We start from the raw sequence: 18,128 nt of genomic DNA on the forward strand, positions 1-18,128 counted from the left end.
CGGATGCAAGTCGGCTGGATCAACGGGACCGAACCTCACGGGGGTTGCAGATGTTCAAGGCGGTACGGGCACGGATGGGTGCCCTGGTGGGCAAGGCGCTGGGCAGGACGCGGGCGGCGCGGAGGGACGCGGGGATGGTCACCTCCGAGTACGCGATGGGCATCGTGGCGGCGGTGGCGTTCGCCGTGGTGCTCTACAAGGTCGTGACGAGCGGGGAGGTCAGCGCGGAGCTGCAGGACATCGTGAAGCGGGCGCTCGATGGCGGGGCGTGAGCGGGAGGAGGGACGCGGGTCGGGCGATCGCCCGGCCCGCGGGGTCCTCGCCGGCGGTGGAAAGGGCCGGTCGAGGCGGCGGGGCGGTGTGCTGGGGTCGGATCGCGGGTTCGTGACAGCTGAGTCGGCTGTGGTCCTGCCGGTGCTCGTGATGTTCGCGATGGCGCTCGTGTGGGGGCTGCTCGTCGTGGCGGCGCAGATCCAGTGCGTGGACGCGGCCCGTACCGGGGCCCGCGCGGCGGCTCGGCAGGAACCGGAGGACGCCGTCGTCGAGGTCGCCGGTGACGTCGCACCGCACGGGGCGAAGGTGACGGTCGCCCGGGAGGGGGCCGTGGTCCGCGTGGTCGTGGTGGCCAGATCGCCGGTGCTGCGTGGGCTCCCCTTCGAGGTCCGCGAGGAGGCCGTGGCGGCGGCGGAGGAGATGGTGGGGGTGGAGTCGTGAGCGCGCGGCGAGGGCTCGGGACCCTCGTCAGGACGCCACGCAAAGCGTCACGTACGACGTCACACAAGGCGTCGCGCACGGGCCCAGGCTCGGATCGGGGTTCGGCCACTGCCTGGAGTCTCGGTCTGATCGCCGTGCTGTGTGTCGTGTTCGGTGTGGTGCTCGCGCTCGGGCAGGCGGTCGTGATCCGGCATCGTGCGGCAGGCGGGGCCGATCTGGCGGCCCTCGCGGCGGCGGATCACTGGACGGAGGGCAGTGCCGGGGCCTGCGCCCGGGCGGAGCGGATCGCCGAGGAGACGGGGGCACGCCTGGTGCGGTGCGTGGTCGTGGGCGATGTGTCGGACGTGACGGCGACGGCGGGCCGGGGCCCATTCACCGCGGAGGTGAGGGCGCGGGCGGGGCCCGGGGGACCGGGCGCCGCGGGAACGCCCGGGACGTCTGAGGGAGGAGGGCCGCCTGGCCGCGAGGAACCGTGGAAGCGTCGCCACGAGGGGCCGTGAGAGCGTCGCCACGAGGGCCGTGAGAGCGTCACCGGCAGGACTCGGGCGTCCGGCGACCCGATGAGCCGCCCCGCCTATGCCCGGGCCGACTCCCCGTCCGTAGCCGAATCAGCCTCCAGAGGACCCTCGCCCTCCGCCGCCCCCGGAGGGCCCTCGCCCTCGCCCTCCGCCGCCCCCGGAGGACCCTGGCCCTCGCCCTCCGCCGCCCCCCGCAACAGCACCGAAAGCAGCCGCACCGCCCCCCGCTTGTGCAGTGGGTCGTTGCCGTTGCCGCACTTGGGGGACTGGATGCAGGACGGGCAGCCGGCCTCGCACTCGCAGGAGGCGATGGCCTCGCGGGTGGCCGTCAGCCAGGCGCGGGCGGTGTGGAAGGCGCGCTCCGCGAACCCGGCGCCGCCGGGGTGTCCGTCGTAGACGAAGACCGTGGGGAGCAGGGTGTCGGGGTGCAGCGGGATCGACACGCCGCCGATGTCCCAGCGGTCGCAGGTCGCGAAGAGGGGCAGCAGGCCGATCGAGGCGTGTTCGGCGGCGTGCAGGGCGCCCCCGAGGATCTCCGGGTTGATCCGGGCCTCGTCCAGCTGGTCCTCGGTGACCGTCCACCACACCGCGCGGGTGCGCAGGGTCCGAGGAGGCAGGTCGAGTTTCGTCTCGCCGAGCACTTCACCGGTGATCAGCCGGCGCCGGAGGAAGGAGACCACCTGGTTGGTGACCTCGACGGAGCCGTAACAGAGGCGGCCGTCGCCCCACAGGATCTCGGTCTCGGTCTCCAGGACGGAGATGGCCGTCGTGTCCCGGGCGACCGTGGAGTACGACGGGGACGCCTGTTCGACCAGGGCGACCGAGTCCTCCAGGTCGAGGGAGCGGACGAGATACGTGCGCCCCTGGTGCAGGTGGACCGCGCCCTCGTGGACGCTCGTGTGCGCGGAGCCCGCGTCGACGGTGCCGAGCAGACGGCCCGTGCCCGCCTCGACGACCTGGACCGGCCGGCCGCCCTCGCCGCGGATGTCGGTGAGGTCGGCGGCCCGTTCCCGGCGGGTCCAGTGCCAGGCCTTGGTGCGGCGGCGCAGCAGCCTCGCCGCCTCCAGCTGGGGCAGCAGTCCTTCGGCCTCCGGGCCGAAGAGGGCCAGGTCCTCCTCGGTCAGCGGGATCTCGGCGGCGGCCGCGCACAGATGCGGGGCGAGGACGTACGGGTTGTCGGGGTCGAGGACCGTCGACTCCACCGGGCGGTCGAAGAGGGCCTCCGGGTGGTGGACGAGGTAGGTGTCCAGCGGGTCGTCGCGGGCGACCAGGACGGCCAGCGCGCCCTGCCCGGAGCGGCCGGCCCGTCCGGCCTGCTGCCACAGGGAGGCGCGGGTGCCCGGGTAACCGGAGATCAGGACGGCGTCCAGGCCGGAGACGTCGATGCCGAGTTCCAGGGCGGTGGTGGCGGACAGGCCGAGGAGTTCGCCGGAGTGCAGGGCCTGTTCCAGGGCGCGGCGTTCCTCAGGGAGATAGCCGCCCCGGTAGGCCGCGACACGCCCGGCGAGCGAGCGATCGACTTCGGCCAGTCGTTCCTGCGCGATCACCGAGATGAGCTCGGCGCCGCGCCGGGAGCGGACGAATGCGACCGAGCGGATGCCCTGCACCGCGAGGTCGGTCAGGAGGTCCGCCGTCTCGGCGGTGGCCGTACGCCGGACGGGTGCGCCCTTCTCTCCCTGGAGGTCGGTGAGCGGGGGCTCCCAGAGGGCGAAGACGAGTTCGCCGCGCGGGGAGGCGTCGTCGGCGATCTCGACGACCGGCAGCCCGGTCAGGCGCCGGGCCGCGACGGCCGGCTCGGCGGCGGTGGCGGAGGCCAGCAGGAAGACGGGGGAGGAGCCGTAGCGGGCGCACAGGCGGCGCAGACGCCGCAGCACCTGGGCGACATGGGACCCGAAGACACCGCGGTAGGTGTGGCACTCGTCGATCACGACGTACTTCAGCGCCTTGAGGAAGGAGGACCAGCGCGGGTGGGACGGGAGTACGCCCCGGTGGAGCATGTCGGGATTGGTGAGGACGTAGTTCGCGTACTGGCGGATCCACTCGCGTTCCTCGAACGGCGTATCGCCGTCGTACACGGCCGGCCGGACCGAATTGCCCAGCGGATGTGAAAGTTCCTTCACGGAACGGCACTGATCCGCCGCGAGTGCCTTCGTCGGGGACAGGTACAGGGTGGTCGCGCCACGCCCGTTCGGGGCCTCGGAGCCGTCGAGGAGCGAGGAGAGGACCGGGACGAGATACGCCAGGGACTTGCCGGAGGCGGTGCCCGTGGCGACGACCACGGACTCGCCGTCCAGGGCGTGCTCGGCGGCCCGTGCCTGGTGGGCCCAGGGATGTTCGATACCGGCGCGCTGTACGGCGGCGATGACCTCGGCGCGGATCCGGTCCGGCCAGACGGCATGGCGACCCGCTCGCGGGGGCACATGCTCCGTATGAGTGATGCGCGAAGCCCGACTCGGCCCCGAGGCGAGTCGGCCCAGCACCGCGCCCGGGTCCACCCGGGAGACGGGGCCCGTCGGGGATCGATCGGATCGGTGATTCTCGGCCATCGGCACCGAGTGTGTCACTGGCGTGACGGACAATGGGACCAAGGCGTCGTGCACGCCTGCCGGTAAGTGATTGAATGCCATCGCGGCTGGCGAACCGTCCTTGGGGTTGCAAGCCGAGTGTCCCGAGGGGCGACCGCTCGATAGCAAGGTGCTGGAGGATCCGTGGACCTGTCCCTGTCGACCCGTACCGTCGGCGATCGTACGGTCGTCGAGGTCGGTGGCGAAATCGACGTATATACCGCGCCCAAGCTGCGCGAGCAGCTGGTCGAGCTGGTGAACGACGGGAATTTCCACCTCGTCGTCGACATGGAGGGCGTGGACTTCCTCGACTCCACCGGGCTCGGCGTGCTGGTCGGCGGCCTGAAGCGCGTGCGTGCCCATGAGGGCTCCCTGCGCCTGGTCTGCAACCAGGAGCGCATTCTCAAGATTTTCCGTATCACCGGTCTGACCAAGGTGTTCCCGATCCACACCTCGGTCGAGGAAGCGGTGGCGGCGACCGACTGAGTCACCGCACCCGGGGGCGCGGTGACGCGTGCCCGGGCTGGGAGAAGTGGTAGGAGACGGGGGACCGGGCTTTCGGCGGCCCGGTCCCCCTGACAGCACGCCCGAAGTTCCGAGGGGGATGCATGGCCACCGTTGAACTCCGCTTCAGCGCGCTGCCCGAGCACGTCAGGACCGCCCGCTTGGTGGCGGCAGCGGTGGCGCGCAGGGCCGGAGTGGACGAGGCCGTCCTGGATGAGGTCAGGCTCGCCGTGGGCGAGGCGTGCAGCCGTGCCGTCGGGCTGCATCAGAGTGTCGGCATCACGGCACCGGTGAAGGTGGCGCTGATCGAGGAGGAGAAGCAGTTCTCCATCGAGGTCGGCGACGAGGCGCCGCACACCGTTCCCGGTGAGCGGGTCGCCGGCGCCGACGACATCGACGCCGAGGAGGACGAGATGGGTCTCGCGGTCATCAGCGGGCTCGTCGACGACGTCGAGGTCTCGGCGGGCGAGCACGGCGGGCTGATCCGTATGACGTGGCCGACCGCGCCGCAGACCGTGGTGCTGCCCTGACACGTCGGCCTGACACGCCGGCCTGACAGGTCGACTGACACGCCGGCCCGACTCACCCCCGCACTTCCCGAAGGGGCCCTGCTGAGCAGGGCCCCTTCGTGTTTTATCGTATGGCGGCGGTGAATTCGTGAAGTAATTCACGATCGATTGTCGGATCATTGATCAAGGTCGCGATCATCCGATCAAGGGTCAATCAGGGCGTCAATGGTTTTGGGGCATTAGCACTTTCGGGTTCTGTGGCCGGATGTCGATCATTTGCTGAACGGCATGTGAAGGCCAATTCCGTTTACCGCCATCTGTTTTGATCAGGTTCCGGTACCTAGAATCCGTCCACATCTTGAGCTCAGCCCAAGCGTCAAGGAGGACGAATGGCGGGGCTTTCTACCCCTCATCAGCTTGACCATCCCACTACCCTCGCAGCGGCCGTACTGACGGATGACAACCGGGTCATCATCTCGGTGATCGGCGTGGTCGCCCTGGCGGCGCTCGTCGTCGCCGGCGTCCTGGTCCGTCAGGTGCTCGCGGCGGGCGAGGGCACCGACAGCATGAAGAAGATCGCCGCCGCGGTCCAGGAAGGAGCCAACGCCTATCTGGCCCGGCAGCTGCGCACGCTCGGCGTATTCGCCGTCGTCGTGTTCTTCCTGCTCATGCTGCTGCCCGCGGACGACTGGAATCAGCGCATCGGCCGATCGGTCTTCTTCCTGATCGGCGCCGGATTCTCGGCGGCCACCGGCTATATCGGCATGTGGCTCGCCGTGCGCAGCAATGTGCGCGTCGCCGCGGCGGCCCGGGAAGCGACCCCCGCGGAAGGTGAGCCGGAAAAGGATCTCACCGCCGTCTCGCACAAAGCCATGAAGATCGCTTTCCGCACGGGCGGCGTCGTCGGCATGTTCACAGTGGGGCTCGGTCTGCTGGGCGCCTCCTGTGTGGTGCTCGTCTACGCGGCCGACGCGCCGAAGGTGCTCGAAGGATTCGGTCTCGGTGCCGCGTTGATCGCGATGTTCATGCGTGTCGGCGGCGGCATCTTCACCAAGGCCGCCGACGTCGGCGCCGACCTGGTCGGCAAGGTCGAACAGGGCATTCCGGAGGACGACCCGCGCAATGCCGCGACCATCGCCGACAACGTGGGCGACAACGTCGGCGACTGCGCCGGAATGGCGGCCGACCTCTTCGAGTCGTACGCGGTGACGCTGGTCGCCGCCCTGATCCTCGGGTCGGCCGCGTTCGGCGACTCGGGGCTCGCGTTCCCGCTGATCGTGCCCGCGATCGGCGTGATCACCGCGATGATCGGCATCTTCGCGGTGGCCCCGCGCCGGTCCGACCGCAGCGGCATGACCGCGATCAACCGCGGGTTCTTCATCTCCGCGGTCATCTCGATCGTGCTCGTCGCGATCGCCGTGTTCGCCTACCTGCCGTCGTCGTACGCGGATCTCGACGGCGTCACCGACGGCGCCATCGCGGCCAAGGACGGCGACCCGCGGATCCTGGCGGTCGTCGCCGTCGGCATCGGCATCCTGCTCGCGGCCGTCATCCAGCAGCTGACCGGCTACTTCACCGAGACCAACCGGCGTCCCGTCCGGGACATCGGCAAGACCTCGCTGACCGGTCCCGCGACCGTCGTCCTCGCCGGCATCTCCGTCGGCCTGGAGTCCGCCGTCTACACCGCGCTGCTCATCGGGCTCGGCGTGTACGGGGCGTTCCTGCTCGGCGGCACGTCGATCATGCTGGCGCTGTTCGCGGTGGCGCTGGCCGGCACCGGCCTGCTCACCACGGTCGGCGTGATCGTCGCCATGGACACCTTCGGACCGGTCTCCGACAACGCGCAGGGCATCGCCGAGATGTCCGGCGACGTCGAGGGGGCGGGCGCCCAGGTGCTCACCAACCTGGACGCGGTCGGCAACACCACCAAGGCCATCACCAAGGGCATCGCCATCGCCACCGCCGTCCTGGCCGCGGCGGCGCTCTTCGGGTCGTACCGCGACGCCATCACCACCGGTGCGCGGGACGTCGGCGAGAAGCTCACCGGCGAGGGCGCGCCGATGAACCTGATGATGGACATCTCGCAGCCCAACAACCTGGTCGGCCTGATCGCCGGCGCGGCCGTCGTGTTCCTCTTCTCGGGACTCGCCATCAACGCCGTGTCGCGGTCGGCGGGCGCGGTGGTCTACGAGGTGCGGCGGCAGTTCCGTGAGCGGCCCGGGATCATGGACTACACGGAGAAGCCGGAGTACGGCAAGGTCGTGGACATCTGTACCCGGGACGCCCTGCGCGAGCTCGCCACGCCCGGTCTGCTCGCCGTGATGGCGCCCATCTTCATCGGGTTCACGCTCGGCGTCGGCGCCCTGGGCGCCTTCCTGGCGGGCGCGATCGGCTGCGGCACGCTCATGGCGGTCTTCCTCGCCAACTCCGGAGGCGCCTGGGACAACGCGAAGAAGCTCGTCGAGGACGGCCACCACGGCGGCAAGGGCAGCGAGGCCCATGCCGCGACGGTGATCGGTGACACGGTCGGCGACCCGTTCAAGGACACCGCGGGCCCGGCGATCAACCCGCTGCTGAAGGTGATGAACCTCGTCGCGCTGCTCATCGCGCCCGCGGTCATCCAGTTCAGCTACGGCGACGACAAGAACGTCGCCGTACGGGTCCTGATCGCCGTCGCCTCGCTCCTGGTGATCGTCGGCTCGGTCTACGTGTCCAAGCGGCGCGGCATCGCCATGGGCGACGACGGCAACGCGGAGAGGGTGTCCAAGCCGGCGGATCCCGCGGTGGTCTCGTAGGCGGTCTTACGGCTGCCCGGCTGCCCGGCTGCCCGGCTGCCCGGCTGCCCGGCTGCAGGGCTCCAGGGGCGGGCGGACCGGCGCGATCCATGTGCCGGCCGCCCGCCCCTCGCTCGTTCACACCCCACGCCGTGACCCTTGTCTCACATGGTGTAAACAGTGCGAAGAGGTGATAAAAGCCGCAAATAGCATGCTGTCATCATCTGCCCGCCGTGTAGGGTCCCGTGGCCGAGAGCCACGAAGGGACCAAACCGGTGAACAAGAAGCTCGCGGCCGCGCTGTCCGGCGGTGCGGTACTGATACTGGCGCTGACCGGCTGCACGAGCGAAGAGGGCAACAAGGAGCTCGACGCCTGGGCCAAGAAGGTCTGCGACCAGGTGCCGGCCCAGAACGCCAAGATCTCGGCCGCCTACGTCGCGATCACCAAGGCGGCCAAGGACACCTCCAGCACGCCCAAGGAACTGCAGGCCGCCGACTCCAAGGCCTTCCAGGACCTCGCGGACGGCTACAAGGCGCGCGCGGCGCTCATCCGCGACGCCGGTGCGCCCCCCGGTGTCGAGGGCGGCGCCAAGAACCAGCAGGACGTCGTCAAGAAGCTGACCGACCTCTCCGCCGCCTACGCCGATCTGAAGAAACAGGTCGACGGGCTGAACACCAAGGACCAGGGGAAGTTCGCCTCCGGCCTCAAGGACGTGTCGGCCGAGATGAAGCAGGTCGAGACGCAGCGTCAGAACGCCATCGCCTCGCTGAAGAAGCTCGAGTCGGGCGATGTGAAGACGGCACTCACCTCGCAGGACGGCTGCAAGCAGGCCGTCGAGTCCGGGTCCGCCGGCTGAGCGCCGCATGAGGCGGCGCGGGTCACAATGAGGGCGTGAGTGACTCGCGCCAGCCTGACCCGACCGTCCTGACCGACACGAGCGCCCCGACTGACAGCAGCGTCCCGGCCGATACGGGCGGACCGACGGACCGGGCCGTGCCGACCGGCCCGGCCGTCCTGTCCGACCTCCCCGCGCTGCCCGGGGCCGGCCGGACGGACGCTGCGGCCCGTCTGCGCGAAGCCCTGCTCGGGGCCTCCTTCACCGCCGACGGGCTGCTCGAGCTGCTCGGCGCGCCCGCGTACGCGGCGCTCGCCCGCAGCGAGACGGTCCCCGCGCTCCGGGCCACGCGCGGCGACAGCCCGCTGGAAGCGCTCGTACGGCTGTTCCTGCTCCAGCAGCCGGTGCCGTACGCGCGCGTGGCGGACGTGCTGCCCGTCGACCTGTGCCTGGAGAGCGGCTGGCTGGCCCGGGCCGGCGGCGACGACGTCCGTGCCACGGTCGACGTCCGGCCGTACGGCGGGCCGCAGGGCGAGGACTGGTTCATCGTGTCCGACCTCGGATGCGCGGTCGGCGGGGCCGGCGGCATCGGGAACAAGGCCGAGGAGGTCGTCCTCGGCGTCGGCGGCGCCTCCACGACGCTCGCCGGGATCACCGTGCGCACGCCCGTCGCCGCCGCCCTCGACCTCGGGACCGGCTCCGGCATCCAGGCCCTGCACGCCGCGCAGCACGCCACGCGCGTGACGGCGACCGACCTCAACCCCCGCGCGCTGCACATCACCGCGCTGACCCTGGCGCTCTCCGGTGCCCCGGGGGCGGATCTGCGGGAAGGGTCGCTGTTCGAGCCGCTGAAGGACGGGGAGACGTACGACCTGATCGTGTCCAACCCGCCCTTCGTGATCTCGCCGGGCGCCCGGCTCACCTACCGGGACGGCGGGATGGGCGGCGACGACCTGTGCCGCTCGGTCGTCCAGGGCGCGGGCGACCGCCTGAACGAGGGAGGGTACGCCCAGTTCCTCGCCAACTGGCAGCATGTGGAGGGCGAGGACTGGCAGGACCGCGTCAGGGCGTGGGTGCCGCGCGGCTGCGACGCGTGGATCGTGCAGCGCGAGGTCCAGGACGTCACGCAGTACGCCGAGCTGTGGCTGCGGGACGCCGGCGACCACCGGGGCGACACGGCCGCGTACCAGGCGCGCTACGACGCGTGGCTGGACGAGTTCGAGGCGCGCAAGGTGAAGGCCGTCGGGTTCGGCTGGGTCACCCTGCGCCGGACGTCGGCCGCCGTGCCGACGGTCACGGTCGAGGAGTGGCCGCACCCCGTCGAGCAGCCGCTCGGCGACACCGTGCGCGCGCACTTCGAACGCCTCGACTATCTGCGCGACCGGGACGACGCCGCCCTGCTGGAGGACCGTTTCCGGCTGGTCGGCGAGGTCGTTCAGGAGCAGATCGGGCTGCCCGGCGCCGAGGACCCCGAGCATGTGGTGCTGCGCCAGCACCGGGGCATGCGGCGGGCCACCCAGGTCGACACGGTCGGCGCGGGATTCGCCGGTGTGTGCGACGGCTCGCTGACCGCGGGGCGGATTCTGGACGCCATCGCCCAGCTGATGAACGAGGACCCGGTGGTGCTGCGCGACCGGACGCCCGCCCAGATCCGGCTGCTCGTGGAGCAGGGCTTCCTCGAACCGGCACGCTGACCGGAGGCCGGGCCGGTTCCGTGGGGCGGGCGAAACAGGCCAACCTCCCGGGACCGGCCGCGCGGGCCGACGGGCCCTTCGAGCCTCGCCCCCGGTGTGAACCCCGTCGCATCGGCGGTGCTCGCGGGCCCGGTCCCGGCGCTCGCGGCGATCATCGGCGGCCGGGGCTTCTTCCGGCTGTGGGAACGGCTCGTGAGCTGCGCGGCCGATAATTGGGGGTCGATCTTCCGGAAAGGCTCGAAAAGGCCGGTGGCCACTCCGGGCGGCAGGAATGGCGGAAGTCGGGTTACCGTTCGAGTGGCCGTTGCGGGCTTTTCCCGTTTGACAACGGGGCGGGATGTACCGTCACACTCCGCAGCGTCACCACCACCCGACCCCGGGCGCAACCGATCCTGGGGAGGCCCAGCGTCGACCGGAGAGAAGAGCGAAGTTGTCCCCGACCAGCGAGACCGCACAGGGCGGCCGCCGACTCGTCATCGTCGAGTCGCCTGCCAAGGCGAAGACGATCAAGGGCTACCTCGGCCCCGGCTACGTAGTCGAGGCGAGCGTCGGGCACATCCGCGACCTTCCCAACGGCGCCGCCGAGGTGCCGGAGAAGTACACGGGTGAGGTCCGTCGTCTCGGCGTCGACGTCGAACACGACTTTGCGCCGATCTATGTGGTCAACGCCGATAAGAAGGCTCAGGTCAAGAAGCTCAAGGACCTGCTGAAGGAATCCGACGAGCTCTTCCTCGCCACCGATGAGGACCGCGAGGGCGAGGCCATCGCCTGGCATCTCCAGGAGGTGCTGAAGCCGAAGGTCCCGGTCAAGCGGATGGTCTTCCACGAGATCACCAAGGCCGCGATCCAGGCCGCCGTCGCCAATCCGCGGGAACTGAACCAGAAGCTGGTCGACGCCCAGGAGACCCGCCGCATCCTCGACCGTCTCTACGGCTACGAGGTCTCGCCGGTCCTGTGGAAGAAGGTCATGCCGCGCCTGTCGGCCGGCCGTGTCCAGTCCGTCGCGACCCGTCTCGTCGTCGAGCGGGAACGCGAGCGCATCGCGTTCCGCTCCGCCGAGTACTGGGACCTGACGGGCACCTTCTCGACCGGCCGGGCCGGAGACTCCTCGGACCCGTCGACGCTGGTCGCCCGCCTCCAGACCGTCGACGGCAGGCGGGTCGCGCAGGGCCGCGACTTCGACTCCCTGGGGCAGCTCAAGAGCGCGAACACCCTGCACCTCGACGAGGCCAACGCCCGCGCGCTGGCCGCCGCCCTGGAGCAGACGCAGTTCGCCGTCCGCTCGGTCGAGTCCAAGCCGTACCGCCGCTCGCCGTACGCCCCGTTCCGTACGACGACGCTGCAGCAGGAGGCGAGCCGCAAGCTCGGCTTCGGCGCGAAGGCCACCATGCAGGTCGCGCAGAAGCTGTACGAGAACGGCTACATCACCTACATGCGTACCGACTCGACGACGCTGAGCGACACCGCGATCGCGGCCGCCCGCGCCCAGGTCACGCAGCTGTACGGCGCCGACTACCTGCCCCCGCAGCCCCGCACCTACGCGGGCAAGGTGAAGAACGCGCAGGAGGCGCACGAGGCGATCCGCCCCTCCGGCGACCGCTTCCGCACGCCCGCCGAGACCGGCCTGACCGGCGACCAGTTCAAGCTCTACGAGCTGATCTGGAAGCGGACCGTCGCCTCCCAGATGAAGGACGCGACCGGCAACAGCGTGACCGTCAAGATCGGCGGCACCGCGGCCGACGGCCGGGACGTCGAGTTCAGCGCCTCCGGCAAGACGATCACCTTCCACGGCTTCCTCAAGGCGTACGTCGAGGGCGCCGACGACCCGAACGCCGAGCTCGACGACCGCGAGCGCCGGCTGCCGCAGGTCGGCGAGGGCGACCGGCTCGGCGCCGAGGAGATCACGGTCGACGGGCACGCCACCAAGCCCCCGGCCCGCTACACCGAGGCGTCCCTGGTCAAGGAGCTCGAGGAGCGCGAGATCGGCCGCCCGTCGACGTACGCGTCGATCATCGGCACGATCCTCGACCGCGGCTACGTGTTCAAGAAGGGCACGGCGCTCGCGCCGTCCTTCCTGTCCTTCGCCGTGGTCAACCTCCTGGAGAAGCACTTCGGGCGGCTCGTCGACTACGACTTCACCGCCAAGATGGAGGACGACCTCGACCGCATCGCCCGCGGCGAGGCCCAGTCCGTGCCGTGGCTCAAGCGCTTCTACTTCGGTGAGGGCGACGGCCCGGGCATCGGCGGCGCGGCCGAGGCCGGCAACGGCGACGGCGACCACCTCGGTGGCCTCAAGGAGCTGGTGACCGACCTGGGCGCGATCGACGCCCGCGAGGTCTCCTCGTTCCCGGTGGGCAACGGCATCGTGCTGCGCGTCGGCCGCTACGGCCCTTACATCGAGCGCGGCGAGAAGGACACCGAGGAGCACCAGCGCGCCGACATCCCGGAGGACCTGGCGCCCGACGAGCTGACCGTCGAGCTGGCCGAGGAACTGCTGGCCAGGCCCAGCGGCGACTTCGAGCTGGGCACCGACCCGGCCACCGGCCACACCATCGTCGCCAAGGACGGCCGCTACGGCCCGTACGTCACCGAGGTGCTCCCCGAGGGCACCCCGAAGACCGGCAAGAACGCGGTGAAGCCGCGGACCGCCTCCCTCTTCAAGTCGATGTCGCTCGACACGGTGACGCTGGACGACGCCCTGAAGCTGATGTCGCTGCCGCGCGTCGTCGGCGAGGACGCGGACGGCCAGGAGATCACCGCGCAGAACGGCCGCTACGGCCCGTATCTGAAGAAGGGCACGGATTCGCGGTCGCTGCAGTCCGAGGAGCAGCTCTTCACGATCACGCTGGACGAGGCGCTGGCGATCTACGCCCAGCCCAAGCAGCGCGGTCGCGCGGCCGCCAAGCCGCCGCTGAAGGAGCTCGGCACCGACCCGGTCAGCGAGAAGCCTGTCGTCGTCAAGGACGGCCGTTTCGGCCCGTATGTGACGGACGGCGAGACGAACGCGACCCTGCGCTCCGGCGACAGCGTCGAGACGATCACCCCTGAGCGCGGCTTCGAGCTGCTCGCCGAGAAGCGGGCGAAGGCCCCCGCGAAGAAGACGGCGAAGAAGACGGCCGCGAAGAAGACGACCGCCAAGAAGGCCGCCCCGGCCAAGAAGACGGCCGCCAAGAAGACCGCGGCGAAGAAGACGACGGCGAAGACGGCGACGGCCAAGAAGACGGCGGCGAAGAAGACCGCCGCGCCGGCCTCGTCGAGCGACGACTGAGACGGGGGCCGGTCCGGCTCTTCCGGCCGGATCGCGGCTCTCCAACCGGGTTGTCCCGGCGGTCGGTTGAGTGGCGGTTCCCCCTTCCGGGTTCGCAAAACGAACGCCTCGGCATCAGTTTGGTGTCGGGCCGGGCGTACGTTCGGGCGGGCGCGCCGGGCTGTCGGTGGGTCCCGATAGGCTGAACGCATGACGCGAGCCGAGCAGCCAACGGCCCACCCCGAAGCCCCCGACGACGCGCTGGTCGCCGACTCCCGAGAGCGTGCCCTCCGCGCCCTGCTGCGCCGGCCGCAGCTGAGGCGGTTGTGGAGCGCGCAGCTGGTCGGTGGTGTCGGCGATTTCCTCGCGCTGCTGGTGCTGGTCCTGTTGGCCCTTCAGACGGCGATCGCCGAGGAATCGTTCGGCGGCGGCTACCGCGGTGTGGCGTTCGCAGTGGCGACCGTCTTCGCCGTGCGCATCCTGGCCACGCTCCTCTTCGGTGCCGTGCTCCTCGGCCCGCTGACCTCGCTGACGTCCCAGGACGGTCCGCTCGACCGGCGCTGGACCATGGTCGGCGCCGACGGACTGCGGGCCGCCCTGCTCATCGTCGCCCCCCTCTGGATCGACTGGACCCCGGACAACGCGCTCGCGCTGCTGCTCGTGACGGTCTTCGTCACCGGCGTCGCCGAGCGTTTCTGGACAGTCGCCCGTGAGAGCGCGGCCCCGGCCCTGCTGCCGCCCCCGCCGCCGGAGGGCGCGACCGTACGGCCGCTGCCGGACCACCTGGACGCGCTGCGCCGGCTGTCGCTGCGCACCGGCTTCGTGGCGGTTCCGCTGGCCGCCGTCGCCCTGGTCGCCGCGTCCCTGCTGAACAATCTGCTCGGTGCCGGGCTCGACTGGTTCGCCCAGCACCAGGCGGCTCTCGGCTCGTACGTCGCCGCCGGTCTGTTCGCCGCGTCCCTGTCCGTCGTCACCTTCCTCGAACTGCCCGACACGCGCACCCCGCGCGCGCGGTCCCCGCTGGAGGGGCTGCGCCGTCCCAAGACCGGCACCGGTGTCGACAAGGGCCGCACCGGCGCGATCACCCTCCTCGTGACGGCGTGCGCCGCCGTCGCCGCCGCGGTGTCCGCCGCCGTCGCCGTGGCCGTCCTGCACGCCAAGGACCTGGGCGGCGGCCCCGTCCTGTACGGCCTGATGGTGCTCGCCCTGACGGGTGGTGTCGTCGTCGGCATCCGTACGGCCCCCTCGGTGCTGCCGGCCCTGTCCCGGCGGCGCCTGCTCGCGCTCGCGGTCGCTCTGACCGGCGTCGCCCTGCTCGCCGCGGGCCTGGTCCCGGACGTCACCACCGTGCTGCTGATCCTCGCCCTTGCCGGGATCGGCGCGGGCGTCTCCGCCAACACCGGACACTCCCTGCTCGATCAGGAGGCCGAGGAAATCCGCCGGCCCCGCACCACGGAGCACCTGCACGCCGTCGTACGGCTGTGTGTCGCGCTCGGCGCCGTGCTCGCGCCGCTGGTGGCCGCGCTGATCGGGCCGCACCGGCTGGAGAGCGGCAAGTTCGTCTTCGCCCACGGCGGGGCAGCCTTCACGCTGATGCTGGTCGGCGCGCTGCTGCTGCCCGTCGCCGTGCTGGTCCTGGCCAAGGTCGACGACCGGTCCGGGGTTCCGCTGCGCAAGGATCTGCGGGATGCCGTGCTCGGCGGCGACGACCCGGAGCAGGTGCCCGCCACCGCCGGTTTCTTCATCGCCCTGGAGGGCGGCGACGGCGCCGGGAAGTCCACGCAGGCCGAGGCGCTGGCCGAGTGGATCCGGGGCAAGGGCCACGAGGTGGTCGTCACCCGTGAGCCGGGGGCCACGCCCGTCGGCAAGCGGCTGCGCTCGATCCTGCTGGACGTGTCGAGCGCCGGCCTGTCGCACCGCGCGGAGGCCCTGCTGTACGCGGCGGACCGCGCCGAGCACGTGGACACCGTCGTCCGGCCCGCGCTGGAGCGCGGCGCCGTCGTGATCTCCGACCGGTACGTCGACTCCTCGGTCGCCTACCAGGGCGCGGGCCGTGATCTGTCGCCGACGGAGATCGCCCGGATCAACCGTTGGGCCACGAACGGCCTGGCCCCCCATCTGACCGTGCTGCTGGACGTGGCGCCGGAGACCGCGCGCGAGCGGTTCACCGAGGCGCCGGACCGGCTGGAGTCGGAGCCGGCGGAGTTCCACGCGCGCGTGCGCTCCGGCTTCCTGACGCTGGCCGCCGCCGACCCCGGCCGCTACCTGGTGGTGGACGGCGCCCAGGAGCCCGAGGCCGTCACCACGGTGGTCCGGCACCGGCTCGACCAGATGCTCCCCCTGTCCGAGGCCGAGATCCAGGCGCGCGAGGAAGCGCGCCGCAAGGCCGAGGAGGAGGCCCGGCGCAAGGCCGAAGAAGAGGCCGCCCGCAAGGCCGAGGAGGAGCGCCTGGAGCGTGAGCGTCAGGAGCAGCTCGCCCGGCTGCGCGCCGAGGAGGAGGAGCGCAAGCGGCGCGAGCTGGAGGAGGCGCAGCGCCGCGAGGCCGAACGGCAGGCCGAGGAGGCCCGCCTGCGTGCCGAGGAGGCGCAGCGCCGCGCGGAGGAGGAGCGCAAGCGGCTCCTCGCCGAGGAGAAGGCGCGGGCCGAGGAGGAGGCGCGCCGCAAGGCCGAGGAGGAGCGGCGCCGCAAGCAGGCCGAGGACGAGGCACGCATCCGTGCCGAGGCCGAGGAGCGGCGTCTGGAGAAGCAGCGCAAGGCGGAGGAGGCCCTGCTGCGGGCCGAGGAGGCCCGGCGGCTCGCCGAGCAGGCCGCGGCCGCCGCGCAGGCGGGCCCCCGGCCGACCGCACCCGCGGCGCCGGCCGCGCCGGACGACGCGATGACCGTGCCGACGCCGGTGGTCACCCCGGAGCAGGCGGCGGCGGGCAGGGCGGCCGACGAGACGACGGTCCTGCGCCCGGTGCGCGACGAGCGCCCGTTGGCCGAGGAGTCCGCCGCGGAGTCCACCTCGAAGCTGCCGCGCGTGTCGGAGCCGTCCGGCGCGGCCGACGAGACGGCCGTACTGCCTCCGGTCCCGCCGGCTCCGCCGGGTGCCGCGGACGAGACGGCCGTACTGCCGCCCGTGCCGCCGGGGGCCGCCGACGAAACGGCGGTCCTGCCGCCGGTGCCCGCGGAGGGGTCCGCGGATCGCGTTCCGCCGGGGTACTTCCGCGAGGAGGAGCGCACGCGCGAGATGCCCCAGGTCGACGAGTCGGGCACCCCGCGCCGCCGCGCCCGCTCCGACTGGGCCGAGGAGACCCCGCTGGACGACCTGCCGACGCTGGCCGACGAGCTGCTCGGCCCGCTCGAGGACGCGCACGACGGGCACGACGAGCGCCCCGACGAGGGCGGCGGCCGGGGCAGGGGCCGGCGGCGCTGAGCCCCGCCGGTCCGGCCGGACCGGGTTGTCAGTGCCGGCCCGCACAATGGACGCGGTGACCCGAAGTGTGACGAAAGGCGGGCGGCGCCCATGACCGTATGGGACGACCTGGTGGGGCAGGAGCGGATCAGCGAGCAGCTGGACGCCGCCGCCAGGGACGCCGACGCCCTGGTCACCGCCGTGGCCACGGACGCCCCGCCGCCCGAGGCGTCCAAGATGACGCACGCCTGGCTGTTCACGGGCCCGCCCGGAGCGGGGCGCAACCAGGCGGCGCGGGCTTTCGCCGCCGCCCTGCAGTGCGTCAGCCCCGACCGCGCCCTGGGCGGCTCGCCCGGCTGCGGCTTCTGCGACGGCTGCCACACGGCCCTGCTGGGCACGCACGCCGACGTCACCACTGTCGCCGCCGTGGGCTCGCAGATCCTCGCCGACGACATGAGGGACACCGTCCGCAAGTCCTTCACGTCACCGGCGAACGGCCGCTGGCAGGTCATTCTCGTCGAGGACGCCGAGCGGCTGAACGAGAAGTCCGCCAACGCCGTCCTCAAGGCCGTCGAGGAGCCCGCCCCCCGGACGGTGTGGCTGCTGTGCGCGCCCTCCATCGAGGACGTCCTGCCCACGATCCGCTCCCGCTGCCGTCATCTGAACCTGAGCACACCGTCGGTCGACGCCATCGCCGACATGCTCGTCCGGCGCGAGGGTGTCGAGCCCGAGGTGGCCGCCGCAGCGGCCCGCGCCACGCAGGGGCATGTCGACCGGGCCCGCCGGCTGGCCACGGACCCGGCCGCGCGGCAGCGCCGGGCGGCTGTCCTCAAGCTGCCCCTGCGGCTCGGCGAGATCGGCGCCTGTCTCAAGGCCGCCCAGGAGCTGGTGGACGCCGCCGCCGAGGACGCCAAGCAGCTCGCCGAGGAGACGGACACCAAGGAGACCGACGAGCTGAAGGCGGCGCTGGGCGCCTCCCAGGGCGGCCGGATGCCGCGCGGCACCGCCGGTGTGATGAAGGACCTGGAGGACAAGCAGAAGCGCCGCCGCACCAGGACGCAGCGCGACAGCCTCGACCTGGCGCTGACCGACCTCACGGCGTTCTACCGGGACGTCCTCGCCCTCCAGCTCGGCTCCCGGGTGGCCCTCGCCAACACCGACGTCGAGGACGCCCTGCAGCGCCTGGCCCAGGCGAGCTCGCCGGAGGCCACGCTCCGCCGGATCGAGGCGATCGCCGCCTGCCGGGACGCCCTGGACGGCAATGTCGCGCCGCTGCTGGCGGTGGAGGCGATGACGATGGCCCTCAGAGCGGGCTGACGGCGGCCGGGCGGAGGGCCTCACCGCCCCCCGCTGCCGAGGCGGGGAAGCGACCGAG

12 protein-coding genes are annotated in these 18,128 nt (G+C 72.0%); 11 read left to right on the top strand and 1 reads right to left on the bottom strand.

The features are described from left to right. Positions 1 to 50 precede the first annotated feature (50 nt). The 3 genes from DC008_RS19150 to DC008_RS19160 all read left to right on the top strand — a co-directional run bounded on the left by DC008_RS19150 (position 51) and on the right by DC008_RS19160 (position 1,214). Positions 51 to 272: a DUF4244 domain-containing protein gene (locus tag DC008_RS19150; protein ID WP_108708020.1), complete on the top strand. Its 222-nt coding sequence runs from the start codon at positions 51 to 53 to the stop codon at positions 270 to 272. Then, positions 259 to 714 (top strand): TadE family type IV pilus minor pilin, encoded by a 456-nt coding sequence (locus tag DC008_RS19155; protein WP_108708021.1) that lies wholly within the window; start codon positions 259 to 261, stop codon positions 712 to 714. The genes DC008_RS19150 and DC008_RS19155 overlap by 14 nt, the downstream gene beginning before the upstream one ends. Before the next feature lie 125 nt (positions 715 to 839). Beyond that, positions 840 to 1,214 carry an Rv3654c family TadE-like protein gene (locus DC008_RS19160; RefSeq protein ID WP_244221498.1) on the top strand — a complete coding sequence of 125 codons (375 nt, stop codon included), beginning with the start codon at positions 840 to 842 and terminating at the stop codon, positions 1,212 to 1,214. Between the two features lie 74 nt (positions 1,215 to 1,288). Here DC008_RS19160 and DC008_RS19165 read toward each other — a convergent pair whose 3' ends face one another. Beyond that, a complete protein-coding gene (locus tag DC008_RS19165) occupies positions 1,289 to 3,859 on the bottom strand; it encodes a DEAD/DEAH box helicase (RefSeq protein WP_244221381.1) in 2,571 nt (856 codons plus the stop codon). Positions 3,860 to 3,940: 81 nt separating this feature from the next. Between DC008_RS19165 and bldG the strand changes: the two genes are divergently transcribed. The 8 genes from bldG to DC008_RS19205 all read left to right on the top strand — a co-directional run bounded on the left by bldG (position 3,941) and on the right by DC008_RS19205 (position 18,070). Then, the gene (gene bldG, locus DC008_RS19170) at positions 3,941 to 4,282 is read left to right on the top strand and encodes an anti-sigma factor antagonist BldG (RefSeq protein WP_010986038.1); all 342 of its coding nucleotides are present in this window, start codon (positions 3,941 to 3,943) and stop codon (positions 4,280 to 4,282) included. Between the two features lie 122 nt (positions 4,283 to 4,404). Beyond that, entirely contained in the window at positions 4,405 to 4,830 is a 426-nt protein-coding gene (locus tag DC008_RS19175; protein ID WP_055625061.1) for an ATP-binding protein, read from the top strand. A gap of 368 nt (positions 4,831 to 5,198) precedes the next feature. After that, positions 5,199 to 7,604, top strand: a complete 2,406-nt coding sequence (locus DC008_RS19180; protein WP_108708023.1) for a sodium-translocating pyrophosphatase — start codon at positions 5,199 to 5,201, stop codon at positions 7,602 to 7,604. 254 nt (positions 7,605 to 7,858) lie between these two features. Continuing rightward, positions 7,859 to 8,440: a small secreted protein gene (locus tag DC008_RS19185; protein WP_208645929.1), complete on the top strand. Its 582-nt coding sequence runs from the start codon at positions 7,859 to 7,861 to the stop codon at positions 8,438 to 8,440. A 137-nt stretch (positions 8,441 to 8,577) separates the two neighbouring features. Continuing rightward, positions 8,578 to 10,113, top strand: coding sequence for a DUF7059 domain-containing protein (locus DC008_RS19190; RefSeq protein ID WP_382107613.1), 1,536 nt, complete (start codon positions 8,578 to 8,580; stop codon positions 10,111 to 10,113). 430 nt (positions 10,114 to 10,543) lie between these two features. Further along, positions 10,544 to 13,381, top strand: a complete 2,838-nt coding sequence (gene topA / locus DC008_RS19195) for a type I DNA topoisomerase (protein WP_108708025.1) — start codon at positions 10,544 to 10,546, stop codon at positions 13,379 to 13,381. A 189-nt stretch (positions 13,382 to 13,570) separates the two neighbouring features. Continuing rightward, on the top strand, positions 13,571 to 16,774 hold the full coding sequence (tmk, locus tag DC008_RS19200; RefSeq protein ID WP_108708026.1) for a dTMP kinase: 3,204 nt from the start codon (positions 13,571 to 13,573) through the stop codon (positions 16,772 to 16,774). 90 nt (positions 16,775 to 16,864) lie between these two features. Then, positions 16,865 to 18,070: a DNA polymerase III subunit delta' gene (locus tag DC008_RS19205; protein WP_108708027.1), complete on the top strand. Its 1,206-nt coding sequence runs from the start codon at positions 16,865 to 16,867 to the stop codon at positions 18,068 to 18,070. Positions 18,071 to 18,128 lie beyond the last annotated feature (58 nt).

This window comes from Streptomyces nigra (assembly GCF_003074055.1).
Lineage (GTDB): Bacteria > Actinomycetota > Actinomycetes > Streptomycetales > Streptomycetaceae > Streptomyces > Streptomyces nigra.

Excerpts from the sequence above, each read along its gene's own strand:
- DC008_RS19175 (WP_055625061.1), top strand. The coding sequence starts at position 4,405 with ATGGCCACCGTTGAACTCCGCTTCAGCGCGCTGCCCGAGCACGTCAGG.
- DC008_RS19150 (WP_108708020.1), top strand. The coding sequence starts at position 51 with ATGTTCAAGGCGGTACGGGCACGGATGGGTGCCCTGGTGGGCAAGGCG.
- tmk (WP_108708026.1), top strand. The coding sequence starts at position 13,571 with ATGACGCGAGCCGAGCAGCCAACGGCCCACCCCGAAGCCCCCGACGAC.
- DC008_RS19155 (WP_108708021.1), top strand. The coding sequence starts at position 259 with ATGGCGGGGCGTGAGCGGGAGGAGGGACGCGGGTCGGGCGATCGCCCG.
- DC008_RS19165 (WP_244221381.1), bottom strand. The coding sequence starts at position 3,859 with ATGGCATTCAATCACTTACCGGCAGGCGTGCACGACGCCTTGGTCCCA.
- DC008_RS19180 (WP_108708023.1), top strand. The coding sequence starts at position 5,199 with ATGGCGGGGCTTTCTACCCCTCATCAGCTTGACCATCCCACTACCCTC.
- DC008_RS19205 (WP_108708027.1), top strand. The coding sequence starts at position 16,865 with ATGACCGTATGGGACGACCTGGTGGGGCAGGAGCGGATCAGCGAGCAG.